Raw genomic sequence first — 25,445 nt, 5'->3', positions numbered from 1 at the left:
CCTGTTAGCCTTGCGACGGTAGTGGCGACACGTCATGCAATACAGGTTAATGCTCTGATTGATATAAAAAAGACAGCCTAAGTGTATTTTTCAATTCTTGGAAGGTAACCGGCTTCACTAGATGATACCGAATACCCGCTTTTAAGCTTTGTTCCTTGTCGCTTTTATGGGCATTGGCCGTGAGCGCAATAATGGGAATACTTGGGTGCTGTTCTCTTATTATACGCGCCACTTCAAGCCCATTGATGTCTGGAAGGTTAATATCTAACAGTACAGCATCAAATGCGCCTTCTCTCGCCGCAATGATAGCTTCTTCCCCAGAGCGCACGGTGGTGGGGATATGGCCCATGCACAGCATCATATTTTCAACCATTTCAGCATTTATTGCCTCATCCTCTATCACTAATACCCTAGCATGAGAAAAGCTTTGTAATGTTTTTCCTCGTGGATTCGCTAAATGGTGAAGACAATCTACAATTCTATTCTTATCAATTGGCTTCACAAAAGACTGCCATACTTCAACGTTATGGTTGGCGATAATATTGGCGATATCCGGTGTTGCTGATAACACAATAATCGGTGGAGTACGGTCGCCATAAATGGCAGTAAGGGTGTTGATGAGCTCGATGCCGTTAATGCCAGGCATATATAAATCGACAAACACCCCCGAAAATTGCAGTACCTCGTCATGTAAATTGAGTAAGTCAGAACCGGATGCAAAGCATCGCGTTCTATAGCCTTCTGCATTAATGAGGTTTTGAATATGAACGCGGGATATTTCTAAATCATCCACAATCGCAAAGCGGGCAGTGCCACAAACGTGTTGCTCAGGAACATCGTCGTTAATGGGGCTGATGGGTATATTAAGGGTGAATTCACTTCCTAGCCCTTGTTCACTGTTCACTTCTAAGCTTCCATTCAGTGCGTCGAGCGACTTCTTCACTATCGACAACCCAATTCCTGCACCTGGGTAGCGTTGATTATAGGGTTGGCTCCCACGGTAAAAGCGTTCAAAGATTCGCGCTTGTTCCCCATCGCCAATGCCAATGCCTGAATCTACCACTTTTACCACAAGGTAGACTTTTTTGTCCTTCACTTTAGTCGTGATATTGGTATCTATAATACCGTTGGAGGTAAATTTAACGGCGTTATCTAGAATATTTTTTAATATATTGGCAATTAAGGTGGGGTCGCCGTCAATGTAGTGGGGCACGCTATGACTACAGTGCATACTGAACTCTACTTGTTTATCCCTTACTTGAACTGAGAAGGGCGCAATACATTCATCCAGTAAGCTAATTAAATCAATACGTGTAGTGTGAGGGGTGATGGATGATTCATCACTTAGCACATCGAGTAAGTTATTCGTCAAATTAAGTAGGCGAAAGCAAGACTGTTCCGCTTGCTGAATTAATTTGGATTGCTTGTCTTTCATATTCGGTAGTAGTTCTAAAGCGGCGATAATGGCACTTATTGGAGCGCGAAATTCGTGACTCATTAAGTTTAAGAACTGCTTTTTTCCCGGCTCCAATGGCAAAGGTGACTGAGAGGAATAAGCTGATAAATTGCTTTCACTTTCCTTTGATTCGTCGGTGAGAGGATTCGCCTCGAGTGTACGCGCCTGCTGTCGGCTTTTATACAGGTGCCAGGATACGATAGTAAGGCTAAGCAACAGTATTGCGAAGGCCAAATTGAGCGTCATTTGCGCTTTCTTACTTAAGGCATCTTCTTGGGATATCAGTACTTGTTCTTGTATCTGCAAATGAGTAATGATGGCGTTTAAGGGGAGCTTATTTGATAAAAGCCGCAGTGCCTCATCCGGAGAATATTGAACCAAGCTTCTTAGCAGGTTTAGGGTGGTTATACTTTGATGAATAAGCCCCGCATTCCCAATGGATTCTCGGTACGCCTCATATTGATCAACTTGTATGATGCGGCGGGAAAAGTCTATTTCGTCCGCTTGTGTTTTTAGGTAATTGACGAAATGAAAGTCAGCTTCAGTGGTAAGGCTAAGTAACTGACGTTGTAATACGAAAATGGAATCTAGATTTTCATCCTGGTAATAGCTTTCAACGTTTCTTTCAATATTGTAAAAGGTATTCTCTACACCATTTAAAGATAGCAGAGAGGCGCGCAAGGCGGTTTGCTGTTGAAACAGTGTGTAGTGATAGGCGTAAAAGAATAAGGTTAATCCAAGCATTAGCCACATAAGCGGCACAAGGCGAGTTTTATACATCGATAGCAGGTGAGTGACGTAGCGCATTTATACTCCATTATGACAGCCAAGGTCGTCTCGTTGTGCGCGATATAGCGGGTTAAGGCGAGCGTTAATTTCCAAGGTAGATGGAATATACCCTAACTTTAGTCGCTAAAGGCTGAATTGCCAACTTTGTGTTCCTGTTAGGTTGGCGGGTGTTCAAGGTGTTGAATTTTGTCCTTTATTCGATATAAGAAATACAAGCTTGGTAGCACCATTAAGGCGGTAGCAATGAAAAAGAAGCTCCAATTGCCGTCAAGGGCATCGACAACGAAACCACTGCCCGCCGCTAAAAATGTTCGCCCAGCAACGCTTAACGAGGCCATTAGCGCGTATTGCGTGGCACTAAACGCTCGATGACATAAAAGCGAAATGAAGGCCACCATGGCTACGGTACTCCATGCTGATGTGAAACCATCCACGATCACAGCGGCAGCTAATAGGGTAACGTTTGGTCCGGATTGAGCAATCCATGCAAACATCAAATTGGACGCGGCCATGGCAATACCCGCCGTCATTAAACCACGATAGATACCATAGCGAATATTCACCATACCGCCCACAAGTGAGAATAAAATAGTCACCCACCAATTAAGCAGTTTCGAATAGGTGCCTATATCGCTGTTTGAAAATCCAATTTCTTTGTAAAAAACCAAACTCATGCGACCTAGGAAGGCTTCGCCTATTTTAAAAAGAAAGATAAACAATAGAAAAGAGAGAGCGAGTTGTACCCCATTACGAACGAAAAACTCAGCAAAAGGCGCAATTAAGGTTTGCTTTATCCACGTTAGGAACCGATTTTTTGTTGAAAGCGGAATGTGAGACACCGCACTTTCTAATAAGCGCTCTCTGGCAATCGCCGGCTCTTTTGCTAATAAGGTGCCTAACATCAGTATGCCCATTGCCGCGGCAAGTAAGAGGTACACGTTGGGCCAATAAAAGTAGGGCGTATCTACGAGGAAAAACGGAATGGCGCCCAGGCCTCCAAAGCCGGTCCACCATCCTGCAGTGGCAACGGACGATGCGGCAGAGAGCCCATCTTTATCGCTTTCATCAATGATATCAATTCTGTAGCCATCAATAGCAATATCTTGTGTGGATGAACATAGTGCAATACAGAAACTAAAAAGAGCGAGGTAGAAAAGATGCGTGTCAGCGGTAAGTTGTGACATTGCAACACAGCCGAGGGCAATGCCTATTTGCATGGAGATAATCCATCCTCTCCGCTGCCCTAAGAATAAGGGTTTAACGCGGTCTATCAGCGGTGACCATAGGAAATTAAGGGAATAAACTGAGAAAACTATGCCAAAGAGTCCGATGGCCGATCGCGACAAGCCTTCATCGGCAAGCCAAGCATTTAAAACTGAACCAATCATCACCCAGGGGACACCGCTTGCAATACCAAAGATAAAAATACTGAGGTAGCGACGATCGTTAAAGGTTTTAAGGGACTGCAGCAAAGAACAACTCATCAGCAATAGGGGAAAATGCTATTGAGCCATGTTAGCACTTAATGTGCAACGTCTTAAATAAGGAAATAATGCCTTCTTGATAGCAATGACCATTGATACCAAGAAGGGCTATTAACAAATGAAAATTCTACGCCGCCATTTAAGGGCGAATGCCTACGCAGTCAAACGGGCAGTGACCTTTGCCTTCTAAAAAAAGTACACAGTTAGTGAGCTCTTCTATAAGGTAGGTATCGTGCGCCAATTTATCTTCAGGCCAATAATGAACTTGGTGTAACAAATGCCAAAATACACGCTCTTTGGGCGTATAGGGTTGCGTAAAGGTGTATTCTATCTGGCCCCACTCTTCCATACTATCCCAAAAGAATAGCTCGACCTCCTCGATTGGAAGCTCTCCATGCCAGAATGCTCGCAAATAAAAACACAGCTGCTTGGCTTTTTTATTGACAAACTCTTGTACAGTCACAGAGATTCAGCCGCTGGTTAATTTGTTTCAATGAATTATAGTTTATTACGAACTTACTGCCTTAAACGCCGATGCATTTAAAGCTAGGTTGCTGTTTTATTGCAAAAATTAGACTAAACAATTTGCGTTTGTATTACCAGCCTAAATATCGTGTCCAGCCAATAATATGTCCACTAAGAATATGAATATACGGGGGTTTGTCATTGTCCATTAGACTAAAGGTTGAAATTTGAGCGGGGATGGACTGTTGGCGGTAGTGTAATTTTAATGAGGTGGCGGCTTTATGCCTGCGTTTAGAGGCTGTTTGATGTGCCCAGGCATTCACATTGGGCAATGATAAATCGAGCACGGGAAAACTAGTACTGGCAATGACATCAGGGATGGCACGGTTTATTTGCGCTTCTGGCCAAAATGGCGAGAGGGTCACCAAGGTGCTTGGTGCCGCTATTTTCTCCTGCGCCCCTAAATCTAAAACTTGTGCGGCGGTCATTCCTTGGGAAACAATCACTCTAAACCCTTGATGTCCCTGACTGTAATTGTCTAACGCGTTAAGCAATACCACAAGATGTTGGGCACTGGCTTGATAATCGAGTTGGGTTGAACGGCTGTCTATTCTTGGATGGGCGCCGCTATTCTCGCCCTTTGCATCTTCACTTGTATTTTCAGTCCAAACGGGGTTGCCTAAAATTAAAGGAATAGGGCTTACAATACAATGCCAACCTTTTTCACTTAACGATTCAGCTAACGCTTTTGATTGCGTAAGATTCAGCTCGTTAGAGGACTGGTCGGCTAATATATACACCACCCCGCGAGAAAGCGGTGTAGAAGCGGGAATGTCAAAGATAGGTACCGCCGTATCGCCCACCATCAATTGAGACAGTTCGTTGGGTAAAAAGGCGTTTGAAATGTCGCTGTAAAAGCTTGCCCAGCTCATTTTGCAAAATGCGCTAGCAATTAAAAAAGCCAAAATGAAACGAAAAGAACGGACCATGTTATACCTGTATATTTTCTTCATATTTATATCGGCAAGCGCGATGACTTCTTCAATAAAATTCTAGTATACAGCGTATAAAAGGGTTAACCCTCCTTGAGCGCAACGCATTCGCAGCGCTATGCGCTAGGGCCTGATCTCATCAAACAAGGGGCCTAGGCACATAGTCACTAAAAGGAATAGGGCTATTAAATGTCATTGCTTCTAGGGTTACCGGATGTGCAAAACAGAGCGATTCAGCATGGAGTTGCAACCTAGGCGCCATGGCTAGCGCCTTCTCATGGGCATATAGCCTATCACCTAATATGGGGTGGCCAAGGGCTAACATGTGCACCCTAAGCTGGTGGGAGCGACCTGTCACCGGATATAGCGCTACCAGTGTTTCGTCACCCTCTCGTTGTATGGTTTGGTATCGAGTGTGAGCAGGTTTGCCCCTTTCATGATCCACCATTTGCTTTGGTCGGTTAGGCCAATCGCAAATAAGCGGTAGCCTTATCTCGCCCTCTGCTTGTTCAACGTTGCCAAACACTCGAGCGAAATAGCGCTTTCGAGTTTGACGAAGCTCGAACTGCTTCGATATATGCCTATGACTGGCCTTATTCAAGGCCATCACCATGATGCCAGAAGTGGCCATATCCAAGCGATGCACGACAGTCGCAGTTGGAAACACATGGTTTACTCGGCCGATTAGGGCATCTTTATGCTCGTCAGCCTTTCCAGGCACACTGAGTAACCCGCTGGGTTTATCGGCCACTAAGATGTGGTCATCGTAATACACTATACGTAAATACGGTGACATTGGAGGCCGGTACACGAAAGAGGGGTTCGCCATTAGGGATTATTTACCACAATACGTAATGCATCCAATTGTACATCAGCAGACTGAATAACCTTGTTTAACGTTTGCATTTGCGTTTCTATAAATGCAATTTCACTGTCTCTTACCGCAGGGTTACGTTTTTGTAAGTCTTTAAGACGCTGAATTTCCCCATTTAATGTTTCATGCATGTTTTCCAGGGCATCGTGCAATAGTGTGTTGGCTTGTTGATGCGCCAGTTTTCTTGCGGTTTCAATAGCAAGCGTAAGGGGTTGTTGTAAAGCCTTAATGAGCTGTGAGGAAATTTTACGGCCCACTTTGCGACTAATTTGCACATCAAGATCGACGGCGTTACCTTGCGCATCTAAACAAATCCGCACCGGTGTTTGAGGTAAGAAGCGGCCTAGCTGTAGAGATTTTGGTGCGCTTGCATCAAGTACGAATAACGCCTCTACCCAATATGCCCCTTTGGGCAATGTGGGATCTGCCATAAAGCCCATGCTGCTTTTGCCATGAACATCAGTAAGAATGACATCAATGGCGGTATGCACTAATGGGTGATCCCAGCTTAAGAAGTGCACATTTTCTAATACCGTGGCCACACGACGCTTATAAGTTACGGTCATGCCTTCTGGATCAAGCCCAGGAATTTGGCTCACCATATGTTCAGTGGGCATGAGAATAAAACAGTCGTTATCTTTTTCTTCTTGTTGCACGCCAATAGCGTCGAAGACGCGACCCATAAATCGTGACAAGTCCTGGGAAGTATCAAGGTCGATAATGTCTTCTAATAGTTTCTCTACCCGACCTTCACCCGACGCGTTGAGTTCTAAAAGGCGATCCCGTCCTGCTTCTAGTTGGCTGACGAGCTGACTATTTAGGGTATGGCTTAAATTAATGAGTTCTTCTCTTGCACGGTCGTCTGGCGGCTTAAGGCAAGCCCCAATAAGTAAGGGTTTGACGTCGTCAAAAACCCCAGCACCTGTGGGGCAGGTCTTTTCAAATGCATTCAAGCCCTGGTGATACCAATCTACCAACACATTCTGTGCACTTTGTGCTAAGTAGGGTACGTGGATTTGTACCGTATGCATTTGTCCTATGCGGTCTAAACGGCCAATGCGCTGTTCAAGTAAATCTGGCGTAATGGGTAAATCGAACAAGACCAAGTGATGGGCAAATTGGAAATTGCGCCCTTCACTACCAATTTCACTACATAGCAGAATTTGAGCACCATCTTCATCATCGGCAAAATAGTGAGCGGCTTTATCTCGCTCAACGATGCTCATACCTTCATGAAACACACTATGGCGAATGCCTGTTTGTGTTCTTATCACTTCGCCAAGCTCTTGTGCTGTGCGTGCACTGGCACAAATGAGCAATATTTTTTCTGGCTTAACCGAGTTCATAAAGTCGAGTAACCACTCAACTCTGGGGTCTACCTGCGTCCAAGTATTGACCACAGTAGGCATGCGTTCGGGATAAAGCGCGTAAGTGAGGTTGCCTTCGCTTAAGGCGGCATCGTAGGCCGCGGGTAAGGCAAGCGGATATGCAGATAATGCACGCTCAGGAAAGCCTTCAATATTTGCACGGCGGTTTCTAAACAACATTCGCCCGGTGCCGTGACAATCAATAAGTTGATGAACAAGGTTATTGCGAGCTTTTACATCATTCAAATCGCCGGCGTGAGCCATTATGTCAGGGGCGAAGTCATTCAGTTTAGCGCGTTGCTTTGGATTGGGCTGGGCATCAGATAGCAAGGGGGCGACGGCGTCCGCCAACTGGCTATAACGTGATTCTTCGGTTAAAAACGCCTCGTAACTATGAAAACGGGCAGGATCAAGCAACCGTAAGCGAGCAAAATGACTTTCATGGCCTAATTGGTCAGGGGTCGCGGTGAGCAGAAGCACCCCTGGCGTTGCGTTTGCCAAAGCCTCTACACATAAATATTCTTGTGAAGGCGTGTCTTGTGACCATGCAAGGTGATGGGCTTCATCAACGACCATTAAATCCCATGAGGCCGCTTGAATCTGCGTTTGGCGTTTAGGGTTTTGGCTAATGAAATCGATACTGCTAAGTACCAGCTGGTCGTTTTCAAACGGATTGGCATCATCGTCATCCAGTGCTTCACATCGACTTTCATCGAAAATAGCAAAAGGTAAATTCACCCGTCGTAACATCTCAACTAACCACTGATGCACGAGTGAGTCAGGCACCAAAATAAGCACCCGCTGGGCACGGCCAGTGCGCAATTGTTGGTGAATGATTAAGGCGGCTTCAATGGTTTTACCCAGTCCAACTTCATCAGCAAGTAATACTCTTGGGGCGTGGCGAGAGCCCACTTCAGACGCGATATGTAGCTGATGAGGGATTAGGGATATACGCGCTCCTGCAAGCCCTATAGTACTTGAACGTAAGTATTCGTATTGATGATTAAGTGCACTAAGGCGTAAATCGAACCATTTGGGATTGTCGAGTTGCTCGCTAAATAATCGTCGCTCAGGTTGGTTTAAGCGAATGTGGTGATCCAGCATGGTTTCAGAGAGGCGTACTTGGGCTTTATTGTCTTCCCTGATACCAGAATAAATGCACACGCCTTGGCTTTCTTCGATGTCAGAGATGGTCATTTCCCACCCGTCCTGACTTTTAACCGTTTCACCAATATCAAAAATTAACCGCGTTAACGGCGCTTCTTGTTTGGTGTACATTCGCGCTTCGCCTGTGGCAGGGAAGAGAATTTCAACTGAACGAAAATCGACACCAATAACCGCACCAAGACCCAGCTCGGTTTCTGTATTACTTAACCAACGCTGACCAATAGAAAACGGGCTTTCTGAACTCATATATCACCAACCTTTTTTACGGGGGCGGTATTGTACGCATTGCGACATAATAAGTCATTAATACTAGCTCATTTGTCGACGATTGAGAGAAGCGTGAATGCATCCGATGCTTTTTGCCGTCAAAAATAAAAGTAGAAAAACAGTGCCAAATTTAAAAATCTGGATTATGGTGGAATTAGACGTTCGTGAAATTGAAAAAGCGAACGTTGGAGGCAAGGTAACACAGCTTGCTTCTCAGTCGACGCGATAAGGGGGTGAAGTCCTGTTCGAGCGACAACTTCTCCTTTACGCGGAACTGTTACCTTGCAAACTGCGCAGTTGCAGTGAGCCTGGCTTTATTTACCGGAGTGAAGGATGCCCAAAAGAAATTCTAGCGATACAAAAATATACGTCCTCGATACCAACATTCTGCTGCACGAACCTCACGCCTTTCTCTCTTTTAAAGAACACGATGTGGTCATTCCCATGACAGTGTTAGAAGAGCTCGATTATATAAAAGACAGTAAAAAAGACGTGGCTCGTGATGCCAGGGTATCAATTCGCGCAATGGAAGATTTGCTACATGATGCCACACCGGAAGAAATGTTAGCGGGAGTCACGATGGAAGGCATGGGAGCGGGTTCTACCGCGCCCTCGGGAAGCCTCTCCATTTTCACTGATCTGAATATGGCGGAAACCCAGCAGGTTTTTACTAGCAATGAAAATGACAACCGCATTATCAATGTGGCGTTACATCTGCAAAAGACATTCGCGCCTCAGCAGGTGGTGTTGGTAACGAAAGACTTAAATATGCGCTTGAAAGCAAAAGGCGCAGGCTTAGCTCACGTTGAGGACTACCGAACCGACCAATTAATTACTGATATCAAATATCTGTCCCGAGGCTTTCATCAGTTCGAAGGCAATTTTTGGGATGCGGTTAAAAGTGTAGATAGCCGAACAGAAGGGCGTGACACCATTCACACGGTACCAAAATCTATGTTGCCAGAAGCCTACGTCAACGAGTTCTTACTGGACGACAGCAAACATTTTGCCGGGTTAGTGGAGGCTGTTAATCAGGACTCCCTTGAAATACTCGATTTAGGCTATGAGCGATTAATGAGTCGCCATGCCTGGGGCATTACGCCCAAAAATATAGGCCAGGCTATGGCGCTTCACGCGCTACTCGACCCCCATATCGATTTAGTGGTGCTGACAGGGCCGGCAGGCAGCGGTAAAACTCTTCTCGCCCTTGCCGCTGCTTTGGAAATGGTGGTAGAGCGTAACATGTACGACAAAATCATCGTGACGCGAAGTACGCCAGAAATTGCTGAATCCATTGGCTTTTTACCCGGTACCGAGGAAGAAAAAATGTTGCCGTGGTTGGCAGCCATTACGGATTCTTTAGAAGTGCTGCATAAGCACGATGAGAACACGAAAGGTTCGATGAATTACATCATGGAGAAAGCCAATATTCAGTATAAATCGGTTAACTTCATGCGCGGCCGAAGTATACAAAACTCCATTGTTATTCTTGATGAGTCGCAAAACCTAACTGCCTCTCAGCTTAAGACGATTATCACGCGCTGTGGCGAGGGGACGAAAATTATTGTGGGAGGGAATTTGGCGCAAATAGACAGCAATTACCTTTCGGCAGTCACCTCTGGTTTAACCTACTTAGTTGAGAAGTTTAAGTACTTCTCAGGAAGTGCCACGATTAATCTTGATGGTGTGGTCAGAAGCCGCTTAGCCAGCTTTGCGGAAGAAAATCTATAAGCCCCTCAATACCAACCTGCTAAGCACACAAAACGCGGTATTTTATCCACGTTTAAGGGTGTGCGGCAGGTTTTTCACTTACTTAATCAATCACTTCTATTTGATAGCGACCGGTTTGCAGGTATCGTTGGGTTGACTCTGATACCTGCCCAAAAGGAAGCAGTGCTGGCCCCGTGGGGTCATACAGCACAAAGTCGCGTCCATCTATTTGTATGGTGCTATCGTCGATTAAGGGGGTAAGTGCAACGGCGAGCAATGCATGGTTTGGCAAGAATACCATTGCCATGTCGGTGGTAGGTAAAAACGCCCGTACCAACGCACTGGTTAATACCGCTTTACTGTCACAATCTCCCAGATTCTGGTTAAGTAGTCCAACCGGAGGCGCAAAACCCGAACCATTGCTGGCCACACGATCTTCTAAGGTGTCGTATGGAATGCTTTGTATCCACCCAAGCAGTAAATCGAAATAGTCTCGCGCATCAGCATCTTGTCTAATTTTTTCATAAAATGATTGAGAAACAGGGACAAGGGCTTTAGTGGTTTCTTCAACATAGCGTAAGTGGTCGGGTTTCACGGCGCCTTGGTTGAATATGGTGGTAAAACGTACGTAGTAGTTTTGTTCAAGATACGCGTTAAAAGCTCGTACTTGCTCTGCTTGCAGTTCTTCTAAAATAACATCCGCGCGTGTTTCACTTTGCGATCGAACTTCAATGTGAATGCGCTGATTATCATTTTTTATCGCGATACGGGCGTCTTTAGGGTCGTAGGTTTTGGCTTTCTTCATTAAGGCTACAGTAACGAAGCGCTGTGCTAAAGAAGGTTTATAGTTAGGCTGTAGCGTTGGCGCGGCTTTAAAGGCGGTATGGGGTAGGCGAAAGCGAATTTCTTGTACTTCGTTGTCAGCATCTAGCCAGCGATAATAATAATCGGTGGCATCACCTTTTTGTGTTTTTTGAAAATTCAATTGCTCCGCTAAAGCCGAGGGAGCCACACCTTGCAGCAGTAAGAAGCAAAGCATACAAGTATAGCGTAAGGGGGTTAAATACGTATCGGCCATAGCGCCTACAGAAGATTAAAGGTTAGTATCAGTATGCGCATGGCCGTTGAAAGTGCAAGTTTATGCTTGGGTAAACCAATCCAACTCTTTGTGCAAATTCACCACCGTACCCACAATAATAAGCGTGGGCGGTTTGAGGTTTGCGGTTTCAGGCAAAGAAGCAATAGTGTTAAGCGTGCCTGTTACCACTGTTTGATTTTCTGTGGTAGCGGACTGCACCAAGGCGATAGGCGTATCTTCATCGAGTCCGTTTTCAATTAACTTCTGGCAAATAATGGGTAAGCCAGTTAAGCCCATGTAAAACACTATGGTTTGATTGGCTTGGGCCAAAGAAGGCCAGTTTAAGTCTATGCTTCCGTCTTTGAGGTGGCCCGTAGCAAATACCACAGACTGGGCGTGATCTCTATGCGTTAGCGGAATGCCAGCGTAACTAGATGCCCCACTTGCTGCAGTAATGCCTGGCACAACCTGAAAGTCGATACCATGTTCAATAAGGGTTTGTATCTCTTCTCCACCACGGCCAAAGATAAAGGGGTCGCCGCCTTTCAGCCTGACCACTCTATTGCCTTTTTTCGCTTCATCAACCATCAACTGATTAATATCCTGCTGTGGTAGCGTGTGATTGCTTTTTGCTTTACCTACATAAATCTTTTCAGCATCTCTGCGCACCAATTCTAAAATTTGCGGTGACACTAAGCGGTCGTATACCACAACATCGGCTTTCTGCATCAAACGTAAGGCGCGAAAGGTCAGTAAATCGGGGTCGCCAGGGCCTGCACCCACGAGATAAACTTGGCCTTCTAACTGCTGATTCCCCGCCGCAGCCTCCAGGGCTTTTAGAAAGGCATTATCGGCTTTTTCATCTTGGCCTTTTTCGACCATTTCTGCGATATCACCGTCTAATACATCTTCCCAAAAGTAGCGTCTTGCCGTCACGCTTGAAAGTGCGCTTTTAACTTTGTCCCTGAATTTTTCAGAAAAAGCGCCCAGCTTACTTAAGTTTGCGGGTATGACAGTTTCTAATTTCTGACGTAAGTAACGCAGTAGTACAGGGGCGACTCCTCCACTACTCATGGCAATAACGATAGGCGAGCGATCAACAATAGAGGGGGTAATAAATTGGCAAAGTGGCGTGTTGTCCACCACATTAACTAATACTTTTTGTTGGCGGGCAAGGTCATGAACGTATTGATTAACATCTCCCTTATCCGTTGCCACAAACACCATGTCTTTGTCATTAAGATCTGCGTCGCTAAATTCCCGTTCGATAAGGGTTACGTTAGGCGCATCGGCAAGTTGCTTTACCGTGCTGCAAACCCACGGAGCAACCACAGTGATAGTGGCGGGTGTTTTCATGATGAGCTCAAGCTTTCTGGCCGCTACTTCGCCAGCGCCTACAATTAAGCAGCGCATAGAACGAGCATCTAAAAACAGAGGGAAATAATCCATAATGAACAGGTACGCAAAAAAAAAGAACTAACGCTATTTTGCGCTAATTCTTTTTTATTAGAAACAACGAAATCAGCCTTTATATTCTCTTACGTTATATGCAGGCTGGTTTGTGTGCTATTTAGTTCTTACGTTTCTTGTCTCGGGTTCCGCGATTGTCACGGCTACCTTTCTCAGCACTACGTCCGCCGCGGCTTTCACGCTTAGGTGGCGTGTCTGACCAAGCACGAATAGACAAACGTTGGCCCGCAACACGGGTGCCCGTAAGCTTATCTTGCGTCTCTTTTGGCATACCAGCAGGTAAGTCAACCGTACTGAAGTTATCGTATATCTCGATAGCGCCAATGTGTTTCGAATTGATGTTACCTTCGTTGGCGATAGCGCCCACGATATTACCTGGCTTAGCACCATGTACATGGCCTACATCAATTCTATAACGCTGCATACCTTCTTCTGGTTTGCGGCTAGTACGAGTGGACTTGCCTTTACGATCTCGGCTTTCTCTTCCGTCACGGCGCTCTCGTTGTTCACGAGGTGGCTTGCTGTGAAGATCAGGGCGGTCGCTTTCTTTCAAGATAAGCGGTTCGTCACCTTGGGCAATTTTAAGTAGCGCAGCCATGATAACTTCAGGAGACGCTTCCGCTTCTTCCTTTATCATTTCAACAATAGGAATAAGCGATTCAATACTATCGTCTTGAGCAGCTTCAACCACAGATTGTTTAAAGCGGCTAAGGCGAGTTTCATTGATTTCGCTAATTGAAGGAATGGGCATAGCTTCAATCGGCTGCTTGGTAGTTTTCTCTATAGAGAACAGCATGCGCTTTTCACGATGCGAAATAAACAAAATAGCATCGCCTTGGCGTCCAGCACGGCCTGTACGACCAATACGGTGAACATACGATTCACTATCGTAAGGAACGTCAAAGTTAACCACGTGACTTACACGCTCAACATCGAGGCCACGTGCAACTACGTCTGTGGCGACCAAAATGTCAATATTGCCTTGCTTCAATTTATCAACAGTACGCTCACGGGCGTTCTGTGGAATGTCACCATTAAGCGGTTCAACATCGTATCCACGCGCAGATAGTTTATCTGCAAGCTCTACGGTAGCGGTTTTTGTGCGCACAAAAATAATCATGCCATCAAAAGGTTCCACTTCCAGAATACGGGTTAACGCTTCAAGCTTATGGTGTGGAGCAACTTGGCAAAAACGCTGGCGAATCGTACTTGCGGTACTTACGTTCGATGCGATTTTAACTTGCTTGGGGTCTTTAAGATAACGCTGAGTAATCTTTTTAATAGGCCCTGGCATGGTTGCCGAGAACAACGCAGTTTGTCGCTCTTCTGGTGCATGGCTTAAAATAAGCTCTACGTCATCGATAAAGCCCATGCGTAGCATTTCGTCAGCTTCATCGAGAACCAAAAATTTAAGTTCGCTTAAATCTAATGTTTTACGCTTTATATGGTCGATAACACGACCCGGCGTACCTACAACAACCTGAACACCACGTTTAAGTTGGCGAATTTGGTTGTCATAAGACTGACCGCCGTATACCGGCAGTACTTTAATTTTTTGGCTAAAACTTGCGTAAACTTGGAACGCTTCGGCTACCTGAATCGCTAATTCGCGAGTCGGTGCGAGTACCAGTAATTGCGGCTTACGTTGCTCAGGATCAATATTTGCCAACATAGGCAGGGCAAACGCGGCGGTTTTTCCTGTTCCTGTCTGGGCCTGACCGAGTAAATCATGACCTTCAAGAAGTAATGGAATACTTTCTGCTTGAATAGGCGATGGTTTCTCGTAGCCAACTTTTTCAAGGGCTTGTAAGATAGGTTCTGGTAGTTTGAGATCTTTAAATGTCATGTCGACAGTTGTTGTCATTAAGGGTCCTGGTGCATTAAGTAAGGAGGGCGCGGCAAACGTGAACCGGCAATAGTTTGTGCCGGAGTATGCCTGCGGTATTGCAAAAAACGTTATTATATTCGAATAATGGGCAGGTTGCCACGAAATTGCACAATAATGATGAAAAAATGCACAGGCATTGGTGTAAGCTTCGATGAATAGACAACAAATAATTACATGCAGGGCAAAGGAAATAGAATGAACAAAAAATCTTCACACCGCTTTGTTAAGCGCGCATCAGTAGCTGCCATGCTACTCAGCAGCCTCATATTGACAGGCTGTGGTGAAAAATCGATGGAAGCGCACTTAGAAGATGCTCGGGCGTATGTACAGAAACAGCGTGTAGATGCTGCTATTGTGGAATACAAAAGCGCCATTCAGTTAAAGCCTGATGTTGCGCAACCGCGTTTTGAGTTAGGACGCTTATACCTGCAAAGTAACAACTACGTGGCGGCAGAGAAAGAGCTGAATAAAGCCCTCGAGCTTGGTTATGCTGCTAGCGAAGTTATTCCATTACTTTCAGTGGCGTATCAGCAGTCAGGCGCGGAAACAGCATTGGCTGGGGTAGACTATCGCGCAGAAGGTATGACGGTGGTTGAGTCTGCAGAGGTGGGTTTCTACAAACTGCAAGCGTTAGTACAGCTAGAAAAATTTAACGATGCAGAAGCGTTGCTCAGCGATTTAATGACCTTAGATACAGAATCTGTTTATAAAGGGCTCATTGACAGCTACCAGTACATTTTAGATAAAGACTACCAAAGCGCCCTTACCGCGACTGAAGCGTTGCAGGAGCAAGCGCCGCAAAATAAAGATGTATTGTTACAGCTTGCACGCCTCTATTTACTCGCCGGGCAACAAGAGCAAGCATTAGGCGTATACGAAGACTATGTAAGCGCATTTCCCAATGACCTCACCAGTAAATTTGCTTTTGCCGCCCTACTTATTGAGCAGCGAGAGTTAGGCAAAGCTGAGCCTATTGTTGATGATTTACTTACCCTGAATAACACGCACCCCTTATTGAACACGTTCAAAGGGATAATCGAGTCAGCGAATGGAAATTATGCCCAGGCGTTAGACTACTTGGAAGTGGCTATTCAAAATGGGCGCAGCGATCAAATTGTGCGTTTAGTGGCCGGCTTTAGTGCCTATCAAATTCAAGATTTTGAAGCGGCGCAACGTCACCTTGCCATGATTGCATCAACGTTACCTGATAACCACCCAGGCCTTCGTATGCTTGCCGACAGCATGTTGCAGTTAGGTGAGAATGATGAAGCACTAGAAGTGCTTAATCGTGTAGAAGGGCAGGCCAACGCAGACGCCGCTTTGTTTTCAAAAGCCAGTTATCAATTGCTTAAAGAGGGCAACGTGATAGGGGCGCAACAGATGGCGGAACGCAGCGAAACAGCGAGCTCGTCGCCAGAAGATTTAGCCCGTCTTGGTGTGCTTCAGCTTTCATTAAATGATATTGATGGTTTAGTGAAGATTGAAGAGGCTGTGCAGCAGGCGCCTGAGTCTACCACCACGCAAAATACCCTGTTGCGAGCTTACCTTGCCACGGGGCAAATTGATAAAGCGAAAGTGGCCGCCACCGAATGGCGCGAGCAGTCGCCAGAATTGGCGTTACCCATGGTGTATTTGGCAAATATTGCCATGGAAGAAGAAGACTACACATCGGCAGAAGGTTATTTAGCGAAGGCGGCCACCTTAGAAGGTGCCCAAAACGAAGTGGTTTATGCCAGAACTAAATTGTTAATTTTGCAAGAAAAACGCGACCAGGCAATAGCGCAAATCAAGCAGTTTATTGATGGCCAGCCGGCGGATGTGCAAGCCATTACGTTATGGTATGCCCTTGAAGCGAGTCAACAAAATGGTGACACGGTAATTCAACATGCCACCAAGCAGTTAAACCGCGACAAAGACAATATCATGTTGCGTATTTTGCTGTCGCGTATGTACGCAATGTCCGGCGACCTTGATAAAACGGTTAGCTTACTTTCAGAAGTGGAAGGTGACGAAACCACACCAATGGCCTTTTGGAATCTAAAAGGGCAGGCATTGGTAGCCACCAATAAAGTGGAAGAAGCTAAAGCCTTGTTTGAGCGTTGGGTAGAGTTTTACCCACAAGACAAAAACGCGGTTTTAGGCATGTTGCTTATTTTTGATTCGCAGAAAAATTATCGCCAAGGTTTGTCTATGGCGGATAAAGTGTTAGCGAAACGCCCAGATCCGCAAATTCGTCTATTAAAAGCCTACTTCCATAGTATGCTGGGTCAAAGCCAGCCTGCATGGAGCATTATCGACAACTTGTCGAACGAGGCGAAGCGTTTACCTTTCGTGCGTGGCATCATTGCCCGTTTGTACGTTATCGATAAGCGCCCTGAACAAGCCTTAGATCACGCGCAAGCTGCCTACGAAGCTACACCAAATGCAGATAACGCATTATTGATGGTGGCTATCCTGGAGATGACAGATAAAGCCGGTGAGGCGTACGCATTTTTGGCTACTCACGTTGAAAATAAGCCAAACGATATTAGAAGTGCAATGCTGTTAGCTGAGCGACAAATTAACCGTGATCGAAAGCAAGCGATAGGCACTTACGAGACAATTCTTGAGAAAACATCAGATAACTTCGTCGTGTTGAATAACTTAGCCTATCTCAAATTCAAGGAAAATGAGCTGGAAGCGGCGCAAAACCTTGCCAATAAAGCAATTGCGCTACAACCTGAAAATGCCGATGCCATCGACACGCTAGCACAGGTACTTATTGCAAAAGGTGAGAAACAAGAAGCGTTGAGTTTGTATGAAGAAATAGCAACACGGCCTATTGCCAATGAGGAAGTGTACTTAAATCACGTGGAGTTATTACTAGAGCTAGACAAAGACAGTTTAGCGAAACGGCGTCTATCAAGCCGAGAGTTTAAGCAAAAAGTTTCGTTAGTGCGGATCGAAAGCTTGAAAACGACTTACGGTATTTAGATAAGACCATTCACGATTTAGCGTGACATAAAAAACGGCCGTTTGAGTGATACTCAAGCGGCCGTTTTTTTATTTTTCTTTGTGGTCTATTTTAGCTTTAATGGCTTGCAGTTCAGACATCAATAATTCTAATGTGACTTCTCGATAGCCTTCAGCTTCTTTCTCAGCTTTTAGTAATGCGGCTTTTTCTGCACGGGCCTTTTCGTTCTCACGCTCCATGACATTCACCACGATGCCAATCACCATGTTTAAAAACGCAAAGGCGGTGAAAAAGATGAAGGTTAAGTAATATACCCAGCTTAACGGGTACACTTCCATGGTCTCGTACATGACATCGGTCCAATCTTCAAATGTCATTACCCGAAACAGGGTTAGCAGTGAAATGGTGATATCGCCCCATAATACAGGGTTAATGTCCTCAAATAAGGTACTGCCAATGGCTGCGTAAATGTAAAAGATAATAAACATCAGCAGCATGACATAGCCCAATTGTGGGAGGGCTTTGACCAAAGAGACCAGAAGAATTCTAAGTTCAGGTATAATTGATATCATACGAAGTACCCGAAACACTCTCACTAAGCGGGCGATAACGGCCAGTTCAGCATCGTCAGCTGGGATTAAACTTATTATCACAATGAGAGTGTCAAACCAGTTCCAAAAGCTCTTGAAAAAGTGTCGTTTTTTGCGTTCTGCCAAAAATCGAATGGTTATTTCTGTTAAGAAAAACGCACTGATAAACCAGTCTAATACTAGCGTGACGGAACCAAAGCCAGCGGGTAACTCATAGGTTTTAGCACCGACGAGTAGGGCGGATATAACAATGACGCTAACCACAAACGCTTCAAACCACTTATTGGCGCGAATGTGTTCAAAACGGTTTTGTAACTCAGAGGCTTGCATGTTTTTTTCGCTCAAAATACAAACTAATACTCCTTAGGCATTGAGCCTACACATCACTGGAGTATACTGGAATAAAAAAGGGGCAATATCATGGACGATGATTTACGTTCGTTGCAAGAAAAATTATTTCGTGTTTCTGCTGTGCTAAGCCAACGTGCAGTGCATCGTGACAATGTCAGTGCACTTTGCGAGGATATAAAACACCTTATTGAAACCTTAGAGCGCGCAGCTCAATGTTCCCATTCTTCGACGGCTGCAAAACCACAATAACCCGTTAGATTGCTGATACAAAAATGGCGGCTAAATGCCGCCATTCATTGTGCATAGCATTTTCTTTAGTTGCTGGTGGTAGATTCCATCGGTTTTAAGCCTCGGTTTATCATTGCCACATCTTCACTGGTTAACGTACCCGCTGCCTGCTTCAATGTAATCACGGCTTGAATGAAGTCATATCGTGCGCCAGATAAGTTACGGCGAGCATCAAAGAGATTTCTTGTGCTATCAAGTACGTCCACGATAGTTCGTGTACCCACATCAAAGCCCGCTTCTGTTGCTTTCAAAGCACTGTTAGCAGACACTACAGATTGCTCTAGTGCTCTGATGGTAGAAATCGCCGCTTTGACATTGTTGAACGAGCTTCGAACCGATTGTACGGTTTGACGGTAGGTTTGTTCTGCCACCTGGCTTGTCACTACATAGTTATACTGAGCTTGCTTAGTTGACGCAGAGACACTGCCACCCTGGTAGATTGGCACGCTAAGGGTAACACCCACTGAGCGGCTATCTAAATACGGGGTTTCGTAAGCAAGAAATTCATTTTCTACGTCATTTTTAGTGCGGCTAACGCTCGCGCTTAAATCTAGTGTCGGTAAATGGCCTGTTTTTGCGACGGCGATGTCTTCTTTTGCAACATCCATGGCCAAACGGTCAACTAACAACGACAAATTGCTTTCTTCAGCAATGTCTAACCATTCGTCAACTTGCGCAGGAACGGGCATGGTCGCCGAGAAGTTTTCTGTATTTAAACCGAAAAGGCGATCATGGTATTTTCCAGTGATCACTCGAAGGGCTTCTAACGCCGACTCTAACGCGTTTTTAGCCTGAATTTCCTGTGCTACCGTGCTGTCATAATTTGCTTGTGCTTCATGTACATCAGTGATGGCCGTTAAACCCACTTCAAATCGTTGGCGAGTTTGTTCTAACTGACGCTCAATAGCACGCTTTTCCGCACCTACAAATTCAACGTTATCGCGGGCACGTAAAATATCGAAGTACGCGGTCACTGTGCGCACAATCACATCTTGCATGCTGGCGGCTAGCGCTGCGTCCGATTGCTGTGCGATTTTTTCAGCACGATTTAACCCCACCCAGTTTGCATGATCGTATAACGACATACTTAGCGATAGGCCGTAGTCGAGGGAATCAGCGTCACTTTCGAAGGTCACTACTTGCAAATCTTCGGTGCCTGAACCTAGTGTTTGGGCGCTTTCTGAAGTGGACTTTGTATAGTCAACGTAGCCTGAAATTTGTGGAAGTAAACTTGCACGACTAATGCTAATACCTTGATACGCAGCATCTCGCTCCGCTTTTGCTTGGTTGACAATGGGATCGTTAGATACTGCTTGCTCATAAACCTGAACTAAGTCATCGGCAAGGGCGCTAGTGCTTATAGATAAACCGATTACCAGCGACAGAAGTGTTCGTTTCATGCTTACGTATTCCTGTTAAGTCTTGTTGAGTCTTATAGACTGCGAATTTTATTAGTTTAAGAATAATTAACGGTAAACCGAAAGCGTCTTCTCGTAACAGTCTTGGTTTAACTGTAACAGAATGTGTGATCTGGCCTTTATATTTCACCAGTACCCAAGCTAATAATTATATTTGCTCTCGTGTTTTATCCACCCTCGTTGCAAAAAGCGCAGCGTATACAAAAATGGAGTCAATCTGTACTATGCATGATAAAGCGTTTCAAACCAAAAGTGTCTGCAAATGAGCAAGAAAATCCTTTCATTTACCTCAAACGATGTGGAAATATCTCAAATCACGCCAGTTTATCGTGGTTTTTTTACCATGCAAGAATATCAATTTAGGCACAAATGTTTTAACGGCGAATGGAGCGCCATGGTTAAACGAGAAATTTTCGAGCGAGGTCACGCTGTTGGCGTTTTGCCTTACGACCCAGTTCAAAAAGAGTTTGTGTTAATTGAGCAGGTTAGAATTGGGGCACTGGCCACATCTTCAACCCCTTGGATGATAGAAATTATTGCGGGGATGATTGATGAAGGAGAAACGCCGGAAGCCGTTTGTCATCGAGAATCCATGGAAGAGGCGGGTATTAGGTTAGACGGATTAATCAAGGCGTTAAGTTATTTGTCTAGTCCTGGAGGTACCACAGAGCGCCTGCACATTTATGTAGCTAAAACCGATGCCACCTTAGCCCAGGGGATTCATGGTTTAGCCACAGAGTCTGAAGATATAAAAGTGCATCGGGTTTCAGAGGAAACTGCCCTTGAATGGCTAGAAAGTGGCCTTATAGACAACGCTGCGGCAGTAATTGCGCTACAATGGTTTTTCATGAACAAAACAAAACTACAGGAGCAGTGGCAGACCAGGTGACTTCTTTAACGCAGCGAAAATATGTTCCGAAGTTAGCAACTATGCAGGCACTGTGTGAGTTAAACTACGCACACGTGCTAAAAATTTTACCCGATTGCGATACTGAAGCGTTGAAGTACGTTTTTGCAGTAGGAGACACGCTAACCTATGAAATTAGAATCATTGAAAGTTCTCGCTACACCAGCACGCTTACTGTACAACAAACCACCAAAGACATGCCGGCATACCTGACGCCATCAATGACAGTGCGGTTGTATCATGATGCAAGAATGGCGGAAGTGATCAATAGTCAGAATACAGGGGCTTTGGCCCCCTCGTACGATTACCCCAATATTAAGATGCGACAACGCAACGAAAAGCAAATGGTGAATATTTTTCTCGCTGAATGGCTTCACTTCTGTCTTAGCTTGAAACCCAAGGTGGCGTCTGAAGCGTGATTCGGTTACTGCACCTGTCAGATTGTCATCTATTTGCAGACGTTAGCCGCAGTGGTTATGGGCAAGTTAACCCATTTTCTTCGTTAAAAAGCCTTCTTAAACGCGCTTTTGCAAACAAAGTTAACCATTTTGGCGTCGAGGCTATTGTGGTTACCGGCGATATTTCCGGTGATAATTCAGCACAAAGTTATCACCATTTCCTCTCGCTGGTAGCGCATTTTTCGCCTGTGCCATTTTTTGTGATTCCTGGTAACCATGATGACAACCCGTATTTCCAAGAGTTTTTGGGGGATGTGACACTTGCCCCGGGCAAGAGTGTGGCGCTAAGGAATTGGCAAATTCATGGCTTAGACACCCGAGGGAAGGGAGCAAGTGGTAAGGTGTGCAGCCAGCAACTTGCCAATATTTCTGATGATGTAACACAACACTCTTCTGCTTTTCATTTGTTGTGTTTGCATCACCATATACGCCCAAGTAACAGTTGGATGGATAAACATGCTTTGGTGAACCCCAGCGATTTACTGCATTGGCTAAATACCCAAAGGTTAATCCGAGGTATCATACACGGTCACGTTCATTATCCTATTTTTGATGAGTTAGGCGAGGAACACAAAGTGCCGGTGTTTGGCGCGCCATCAACCTGTTGGCAGTGGGCAATGACCTCAGAATTTGGGGTAAGTGAGCTCACTCCGGGCGGGCAAATTATTACACTTCACGACACAGGTGCCGTAACACGGCATATAGAGAGACTTTAACCCTATGCATCACATCTTGTATCTTCATGGATTTTTAAGTTCGCCGGCGTCGGTGAAAGCGCAAGCCACGAGAGAATATTTCGCCCAGTACTACCCTGACGTTCAGTTGCACATTCCGCAGCTATCCAATTCCCCAACCCATGTTGAACAGCAGCTTCTTACCCTCATTGCGCAGCACCCTGGACTGATTGAAAATGGGCTAAAAGCGATAGGCAGTTCCATGGGCGGTTACTTATCAACCTACTTGATTGAAAAGTATGGTGGTAAGGCTGTATTAGTCAACCCAGCCGTACGTCCCTATGAACTACTCCAAAACTACCTGGGAGAACATGTTAATCCTTACACCAATGAAGGGTTTAATATTGTGCCTAGCGATATAGATGTTTTAAAACAGTTGGATACCGCCAGGTTGAATAATCCCAGTGCCTATCGCGTAATGTTGCAAACTGACGACGAGACCTTAGATTATCGTCAGGCAGAACAAAAATATGCCCATAGCCACCTTATTGTAGAGCAAGGTGGAGACCACAGTTTTGTTGATTACTCACGTCACTTACCCGATATCGCTGAATTCCTGCTTAACGGGATAAAATAGTGAGTAGGTTGACACGCAACACGGTAAACGTGCTTTTCGTTGCTAGGCTCGAAAAGCCTTGATAACATCAAAATCGTTTGCTTTCGTCATGTGCATGTGTGCATGTTTTTCTTATTGCTGGCTTAAATAACAACCATAACTATGTCAAATCAATATAATTCAGATGCAATTGAAGTTTTAAATGGCTTAGACCCGGTTAAACGTCGTCCGGGGATGTATACCGATACCACGCGCCCTAATCACCTTGGGCAGGAAGTCATCGATAACAGTGTAGATGAAGCCTTAGCGGGACACGCATCTAATATCAAAGTGATATTGCATGAAGATCAATCTTTAGAAGTGATTGATGATGGTCGAGGCATGCCGGTAGATATTCACCCAGAAGAGAAAATCTCTGGGGTGGAGCTTATCCTCTGTAAATTACATGCAGGGGGCAAGTTTTCAAACAAGAACTACGCATTTTCAGGTGGTTTACATGGTGTGGGGATATCAGTTGTAAACGCCCTTTCTACCCGTGTTGAAGTGACGATTCGTCGAGATAGTAAGGTGTATCAAATCGCCTTTGAAAATGGCGACAAAGTGGAAGATTTAGCGGTTATTGATAGCTGTGGTAAGCGTAACACGGGGACCCGTGTTCACTTCTGGCCTGATGCACAATACTTTGATTCAGCGAAGTTTTCAGTAAGCCGCTTAATGCACAACCTTCGTGCGAAGGCAGTATTAAGCCCCGGCCTGCGCATTCGTTTTGATAATAAAATAACCAAAGACAGCCAAGAATGGTACTTTGAAGATGGCTTGAAAGACTACCTATACCAAGCCGTTGAAGAGTTTGAAACCTTGCCCACCGATAGTCCCTTCATTGGTAACTTTAGTGGCAATACTGAAGCTGCCGACTGGGCGGTAATGTGGCTGCCTGAAGGCGGCGAGTTGGTCACAGAAAGTTACGTTAACCTTATTCCAACCGCACAAGGCGGAACCCATGTTAACGGGCTCAGGCAGGGCTTGCTGGAGTCTATGCGCGAATTCTGTGAATTTAGAAATTTAATGCCCCGCGGTGTGAAGCTTTCTCCAGATGATATTTGGGACCGTTGTGCTTATATTTTATCAACGAAAATGCAAGATCCACAATTTGCGGGGCAAACCAAAGAGCGACTGTCTTCTCGGCAAGCGTCAGCTTTTGTCTCTGGCGTGGTTAAAGACGCATTTAGCCTGTGGTTAAATCAGCATACTGAAGTGGCTGAAGCGTTAGCTGAAATGTGTATTAACAATGCTCAACGCCGGTTACGTCAAACCAAAAAAGTCGCGCGTAAGAAGGTAACGCAAGGGCCCGCCTTACCAGGAAAATTAACCGATTGTTCCTCGCAAGATATCTCATACTCTGAACTTTTCCTCGTGGAAGGGGATTCCGCGGGTGGTTCAGCAAAGCAAGCGAGAGATCGCGAGTTTCAAGCCATCATGCCGCTGCGCGGAAAAATTCTAAATAGCTGGGAAGTCGACTCGTCCCAAGTATTAGCGTCGCAAGAGATTCACGATATCTCGGTTGCCTTAGGCATAGACCCTGACTCTTCAGATTTATCGGGTCTGCGCTATGGAAAAATATGTATTCTGGCCGATGCTGACTCCGATGGACTGCATATCGCTACCCTGCTATGCGCGTTATTCGTGAAACATTTCAGAACCTTGGTGAATCATGGGCATGTTTATGTGGCTATGCCTCCTTTGTTTAGGATCGACGTTGGTAAAGAGGTTTTCTATGCGCTGGATGAGAGTGAAAAGCAGGGCATTTTAGATCGCATAGAAGCAGAAAAAAAACGCGGTAAGGTAAACGTACAGCGCTTCAAAGGACTGGGCGAAATGAACCCGATGCAATTGCGTGAAACTACTATGGATCCCAACACGCGCCGATTGGTTCAACTAACCATTGAAGATGCCGAAGAAATGTTAGAACTGATGGATATGTTACTCGCGAAAAAGCGCTCAGGTGACAGGAAAGTTTGGTTAGAAAGCAAAGGAAATATGGCAGAAGTTGATCTGTAGTTCGCGACAATTCGAATCATACTAAGGGGTAATGATAACAATTACCCCTTTTTTATACCCTCAAACCTATACTTTAGTATGGGTTGGTTGAAGGGTTACTGGTATAGTGACGGTGTTCCTTTGGG

20 protein-coding genes are annotated in these 25,445 nt (G+C 45.2%); 9 read left to right on the top strand and 11 right to left on the bottom strand.

Annotated elements, in window-relative coordinates:
* Positions 1 to 46: 46 nt before the first annotated feature.
* The 6 genes from IUA53_RS17080 to rapA form a co-directional block, all read right to left on the bottom strand.
* Positions 47 to 2,263, bottom strand: coding sequence for an ATP-binding response regulator (locus tag IUA53_RS17080; protein ID WP_231401182.1), 2,217 nt, complete (start codon positions 2,261 to 2,263; stop codon positions 47 to 49).
* Between the two features lie 137 nt (positions 2,264 to 2,400).
* Positions 2,401 to 3,729, bottom strand: coding sequence for an AmpG family muropeptide MFS transporter (locus tag IUA53_RS17075; RefSeq protein ID WP_044446118.1), 1,329 nt, complete (start codon positions 3,727 to 3,729; stop codon positions 2,401 to 2,403).
* Positions 3,730 to 3,868: 139 nt separating this feature from the next.
* Complete coding sequence (locus IUA53_RS17070) at positions 3,869 to 4,192, bottom strand: hypothetical protein (protein WP_081869425.1); 324 nt, start codon at positions 4,190 to 4,192, stop codon at positions 3,869 to 3,871.
* A 133-nt stretch (positions 4,193 to 4,325) separates the two neighbouring features.
* Positions 4,326 to 5,183: a DUF3530 family protein gene (locus tag IUA53_RS17065; RefSeq protein ID WP_196897483.1), complete on the bottom strand. Its 858-nt coding sequence runs from the start codon at positions 5,181 to 5,183 to the stop codon at positions 4,326 to 4,328.
* A 142-nt stretch (positions 5,184 to 5,325) separates the two neighbouring features.
* The gene (gene rluA, locus IUA53_RS17060) at positions 5,326 to 6,015 is read right to left on the bottom strand and encodes a bifunctional tRNA pseudouridine(32) synthase/23S rRNA pseudouridine(746) synthase RluA (RefSeq protein WP_044446120.1); all 690 of its coding nucleotides are present in this window, start codon (positions 6,013 to 6,015) and stop codon (positions 5,326 to 5,328) included.
* Complete coding sequence (gene rapA / locus IUA53_RS17055) at positions 6,015 to 8,840, bottom strand: RNA polymerase-associated protein RapA (protein ID WP_196897482.1); 2,826 nt, start codon at positions 8,838 to 8,840, stop codon at positions 6,015 to 6,017. Before rapA ends, rluA begins: the two co-directional genes overlap by 1 nt.
* 97 nt (positions 8,841 to 8,937) lie before the next feature.
* Here rapA and IUA53_RS17050 point away from each other — a divergent pair, with 97 nt between their 5' ends.
* Entirely contained in the window at positions 8,938 to 9,090 is a 153-nt protein-coding gene (locus tag IUA53_RS17050) for a hypothetical protein (protein WP_196897481.1), read from the top strand.
* A gap of 104 nt (positions 9,091 to 9,194) precedes the next feature.
* Positions 9,195 to 10,592, top strand: a complete 1,398-nt coding sequence (locus tag IUA53_RS17045) for a PhoH family protein (protein WP_044055962.1) — start codon at positions 9,195 to 9,197, stop codon at positions 10,590 to 10,592.
* A gap of 82 nt (positions 10,593 to 10,674) precedes the next feature.
* Here the strand turns inward: IUA53_RS17045 and IUA53_RS17040 are convergent, their stop codons facing one another.
* From IUA53_RS17040 to IUA53_RS17030, 3 genes are all read right to left on the bottom strand, one after another.
* Entirely contained in the window at positions 10,675 to 11,649 is a 975-nt protein-coding gene (locus tag IUA53_RS17040) for a hypothetical protein (RefSeq protein WP_231401181.1), read from the bottom strand.
* A gap of 60 nt (positions 11,650 to 11,709) precedes the next feature.
* On the bottom strand, positions 11,710 to 13,098 hold the full coding sequence (cysG, locus tag IUA53_RS17035; protein ID WP_044055963.1) for a siroheme synthase CysG: 1,389 nt from the start codon (positions 13,096 to 13,098) through the stop codon (positions 11,710 to 11,712).
* 121 nt (positions 13,099 to 13,219) lie between these two features.
* Positions 13,220 to 14,983, bottom strand: coding sequence for a DEAD/DEAH box helicase (locus IUA53_RS17030; RefSeq protein WP_044446121.1), 1,764 nt, complete (start codon positions 14,981 to 14,983; stop codon positions 13,220 to 13,222).
* 219 nt (positions 14,984 to 15,202) lie between these two features.
* Here IUA53_RS17030 and prsT point away from each other — a divergent pair, with 219 nt between their 5' ends.
* Complete coding sequence (gene prsT, locus IUA53_RS17025; protein WP_044446122.1) at positions 15,203 to 17,980, top strand: XrtA/PEP-CTERM system TPR-repeat protein PrsT; 2,778 nt, start codon at positions 15,203 to 15,205, stop codon at positions 17,978 to 17,980.
* Between the two features lie 69 nt (positions 17,981 to 18,049).
* Here the strand turns inward: prsT and IUA53_RS17020 are convergent, their stop codons facing one another.
* The gene (locus tag IUA53_RS17020; RefSeq protein ID WP_196899589.1) at positions 18,050 to 18,880 is read right to left on the bottom strand and encodes an ion transporter; all 831 of its coding nucleotides are present in this window, start codon (positions 18,878 to 18,880) and stop codon (positions 18,050 to 18,052) included.
* Between the two features lie 90 nt (positions 18,881 to 18,970).
* Here IUA53_RS17020 and IUA53_RS17015 point away from each other — a divergent pair, with 90 nt between their 5' ends.
* Positions 18,971 to 19,150, top strand: a complete 180-nt coding sequence (locus IUA53_RS17015) for a hypothetical protein (RefSeq protein ID WP_196897480.1) — start codon at positions 18,971 to 18,973, stop codon at positions 19,148 to 19,150.
* Positions 19,151 to 19,215: 65 nt separating this feature from the next.
* On the opposite strand, the gene tolC is transcribed toward IUA53_RS17015, so the two are convergent.
* Positions 19,216 to 20,589 carry an outer membrane channel protein TolC gene (gene tolC / locus IUA53_RS17010; protein WP_196897479.1) on the bottom strand — a complete coding sequence of 458 codons (1,374 nt, stop codon included), beginning with the start codon at positions 20,587 to 20,589 and terminating at the stop codon, positions 19,216 to 19,218.
* Between the two features lie 280 nt (positions 20,590 to 20,869).
* Here tolC and nudF point away from each other — a divergent pair, with 280 nt between their 5' ends.
* From nudF to parE, 5 genes are all read left to right on the top strand, one after another.
* Positions 20,870 to 21,496 carry an ADP-ribose diphosphatase gene (nudF, locus tag IUA53_RS17005; protein WP_044446125.1) on the top strand — a complete coding sequence of 209 codons (627 nt, stop codon included), beginning with the start codon at positions 20,870 to 20,872 and terminating at the stop codon, positions 21,494 to 21,496.
* Positions 21,497 to 21,537: 41 nt separating this feature from the next.
* On the top strand, positions 21,538 to 21,933 hold the full coding sequence (locus tag IUA53_RS17000) for a DUF1249 domain-containing protein (RefSeq protein WP_044449284.1): 396 nt from the start codon (positions 21,538 to 21,540) through the stop codon (positions 21,931 to 21,933).
* Positions 21,930 to 22,688 carry a metallophosphoesterase gene (locus tag IUA53_RS16995; protein ID WP_044446126.1) on the top strand — a complete coding sequence of 253 codons (759 nt, stop codon included), beginning with the start codon at positions 21,930 to 21,932 and terminating at the stop codon, positions 22,686 to 22,688. Before IUA53_RS17000 ends, IUA53_RS16995 begins: the two co-directional genes overlap by 4 nt.
* A gap of 4 nt (positions 22,689 to 22,692) precedes the next feature.
* The gene (locus IUA53_RS16990; protein ID WP_196897478.1) at positions 22,693 to 23,283 is read left to right on the top strand and encodes a YqiA/YcfP family alpha/beta fold hydrolase; all 591 of its coding nucleotides are present in this window, start codon (positions 22,693 to 22,695) and stop codon (positions 23,281 to 23,283) included.
* Positions 23,284 to 23,424: 141 nt separating this feature from the next.
* Positions 23,425 to 25,320 (top strand): DNA topoisomerase IV subunit B, encoded by a 1,896-nt coding sequence (gene parE, locus IUA53_RS16985; RefSeq protein WP_196897477.1) that lies wholly within the window; start codon positions 23,425 to 23,427, stop codon positions 25,318 to 25,320.
* Positions 25,321 to 25,445: the final 125 nt, after the last annotated feature.

The sequence above is a fragment of the Alteromonas sp. B31-7 genome (assembly GCF_015767655.1).
In the GTDB taxonomy this organism is placed as follows: domain Bacteria; phylum Pseudomonadota; class Gammaproteobacteria; order Enterobacterales; family Alteromonadaceae; genus Alteromonas; species Alteromonas australica.
The sequence above is the reverse complement of the archived record's forward strand: the minus strand, read 5'-3'. Positions and strand labels throughout refer to the sequence as shown.

Excerpts from the sequence above, each read along its gene's own strand:
- IUA53_RS17080 (WP_231401182.1), bottom strand. The coding sequence starts at position 2,263 with ATGCGCTACGTCACTCACCTGCTATCGATGTATAAAACTCGCCTTGTG.
- IUA53_RS17075 (WP_044446118.1), bottom strand. The coding sequence starts at position 3,729 with ATGAGTTGTTCTTTGCTGCAGTCCCTTAAAACCTTTAACGATCGTCGC.
- IUA53_RS17065 (WP_196897483.1), bottom strand. The coding sequence starts at position 5,183 with ATGGTCCGTTCTTTTCGTTTCATTTTGGCTTTTTTAATTGCTAGCGCA.
- rluA (WP_044446120.1), bottom strand. The coding sequence starts at position 6,015 with ATGGCGAACCCCTCTTTCGTGTACCGGCCTCCAATGTCACCGTATTTA.
- rapA (WP_196897482.1), bottom strand. The coding sequence starts at position 8,840 with ATGAGTTCAGAAAGCCCGTTTTCTATTGGTCAGCGTTGGTTAAGTAAT.
- IUA53_RS17050 (WP_196897481.1), top strand. The coding sequence starts at position 8,938 with ATGCATCCGATGCTTTTTGCCGTCAAAAATAAAAGTAGAAAAACAGTG.
- IUA53_RS17045 (WP_044055962.1), top strand. The coding sequence starts at position 9,195 with ATGCCCAAAAGAAATTCTAGCGATACAAAAATATACGTCCTCGATACC.
- IUA53_RS17040 (WP_231401181.1), bottom strand. The coding sequence starts at position 11,649 with ATGGCCGATACGTATTTAACCCCCTTACGCTATACTTGTATGCTTTGC.
- cysG (WP_044055963.1), bottom strand. The coding sequence starts at position 13,098 with ATGGATTATTTCCCTCTGTTTTTAGATGCTCGTTCTATGCGCTGCTTA.
- IUA53_RS17030 (WP_044446121.1), bottom strand. The coding sequence starts at position 14,983 with ATGACAACAACTGTCGACATGACATTTAAAGATCTCAAACTACCAGAA.
- prsT (WP_044446122.1), top strand. The coding sequence starts at position 15,203 with ATGAACAAAAAATCTTCACACCGCTTTGTTAAGCGCGCATCAGTAGCT.
- IUA53_RS17020 (WP_196899589.1), bottom strand. The coding sequence starts at position 18,880 with ATGCAAGCCTCTGAGTTACAAAACCGTTTTGAACACATTCGCGCCAAT.
- IUA53_RS17015 (WP_196897480.1), top strand. The coding sequence starts at position 18,971 with ATGGACGATGATTTACGTTCGTTGCAAGAAAAATTATTTCGTGTTTCT.
- tolC (WP_196897479.1), bottom strand. The coding sequence starts at position 20,589 with ATGAAACGAACACTTCTGTCGCTGGTAATCGGTTTATCTATAAGCACT.
- nudF (WP_044446125.1), top strand. The coding sequence starts at position 20,870 with ATGAGCAAGAAAATCCTTTCATTTACCTCAAACGATGTGGAAATATCT.
- IUA53_RS17000 (WP_044449284.1), top strand. The coding sequence starts at position 21,538 with ATGCAGGCACTGTGTGAGTTAAACTACGCACACGTGCTAAAAATTTTA.
- IUA53_RS16990 (WP_196897478.1), top strand. The coding sequence starts at position 22,693 with ATGCATCACATCTTGTATCTTCATGGATTTTTAAGTTCGCCGGCGTCG.
- parE (WP_196897477.1), top strand. The coding sequence starts at position 23,425 with ATGTCAAATCAATATAATTCAGATGCAATTGAAGTTTTAAATGGCTTA.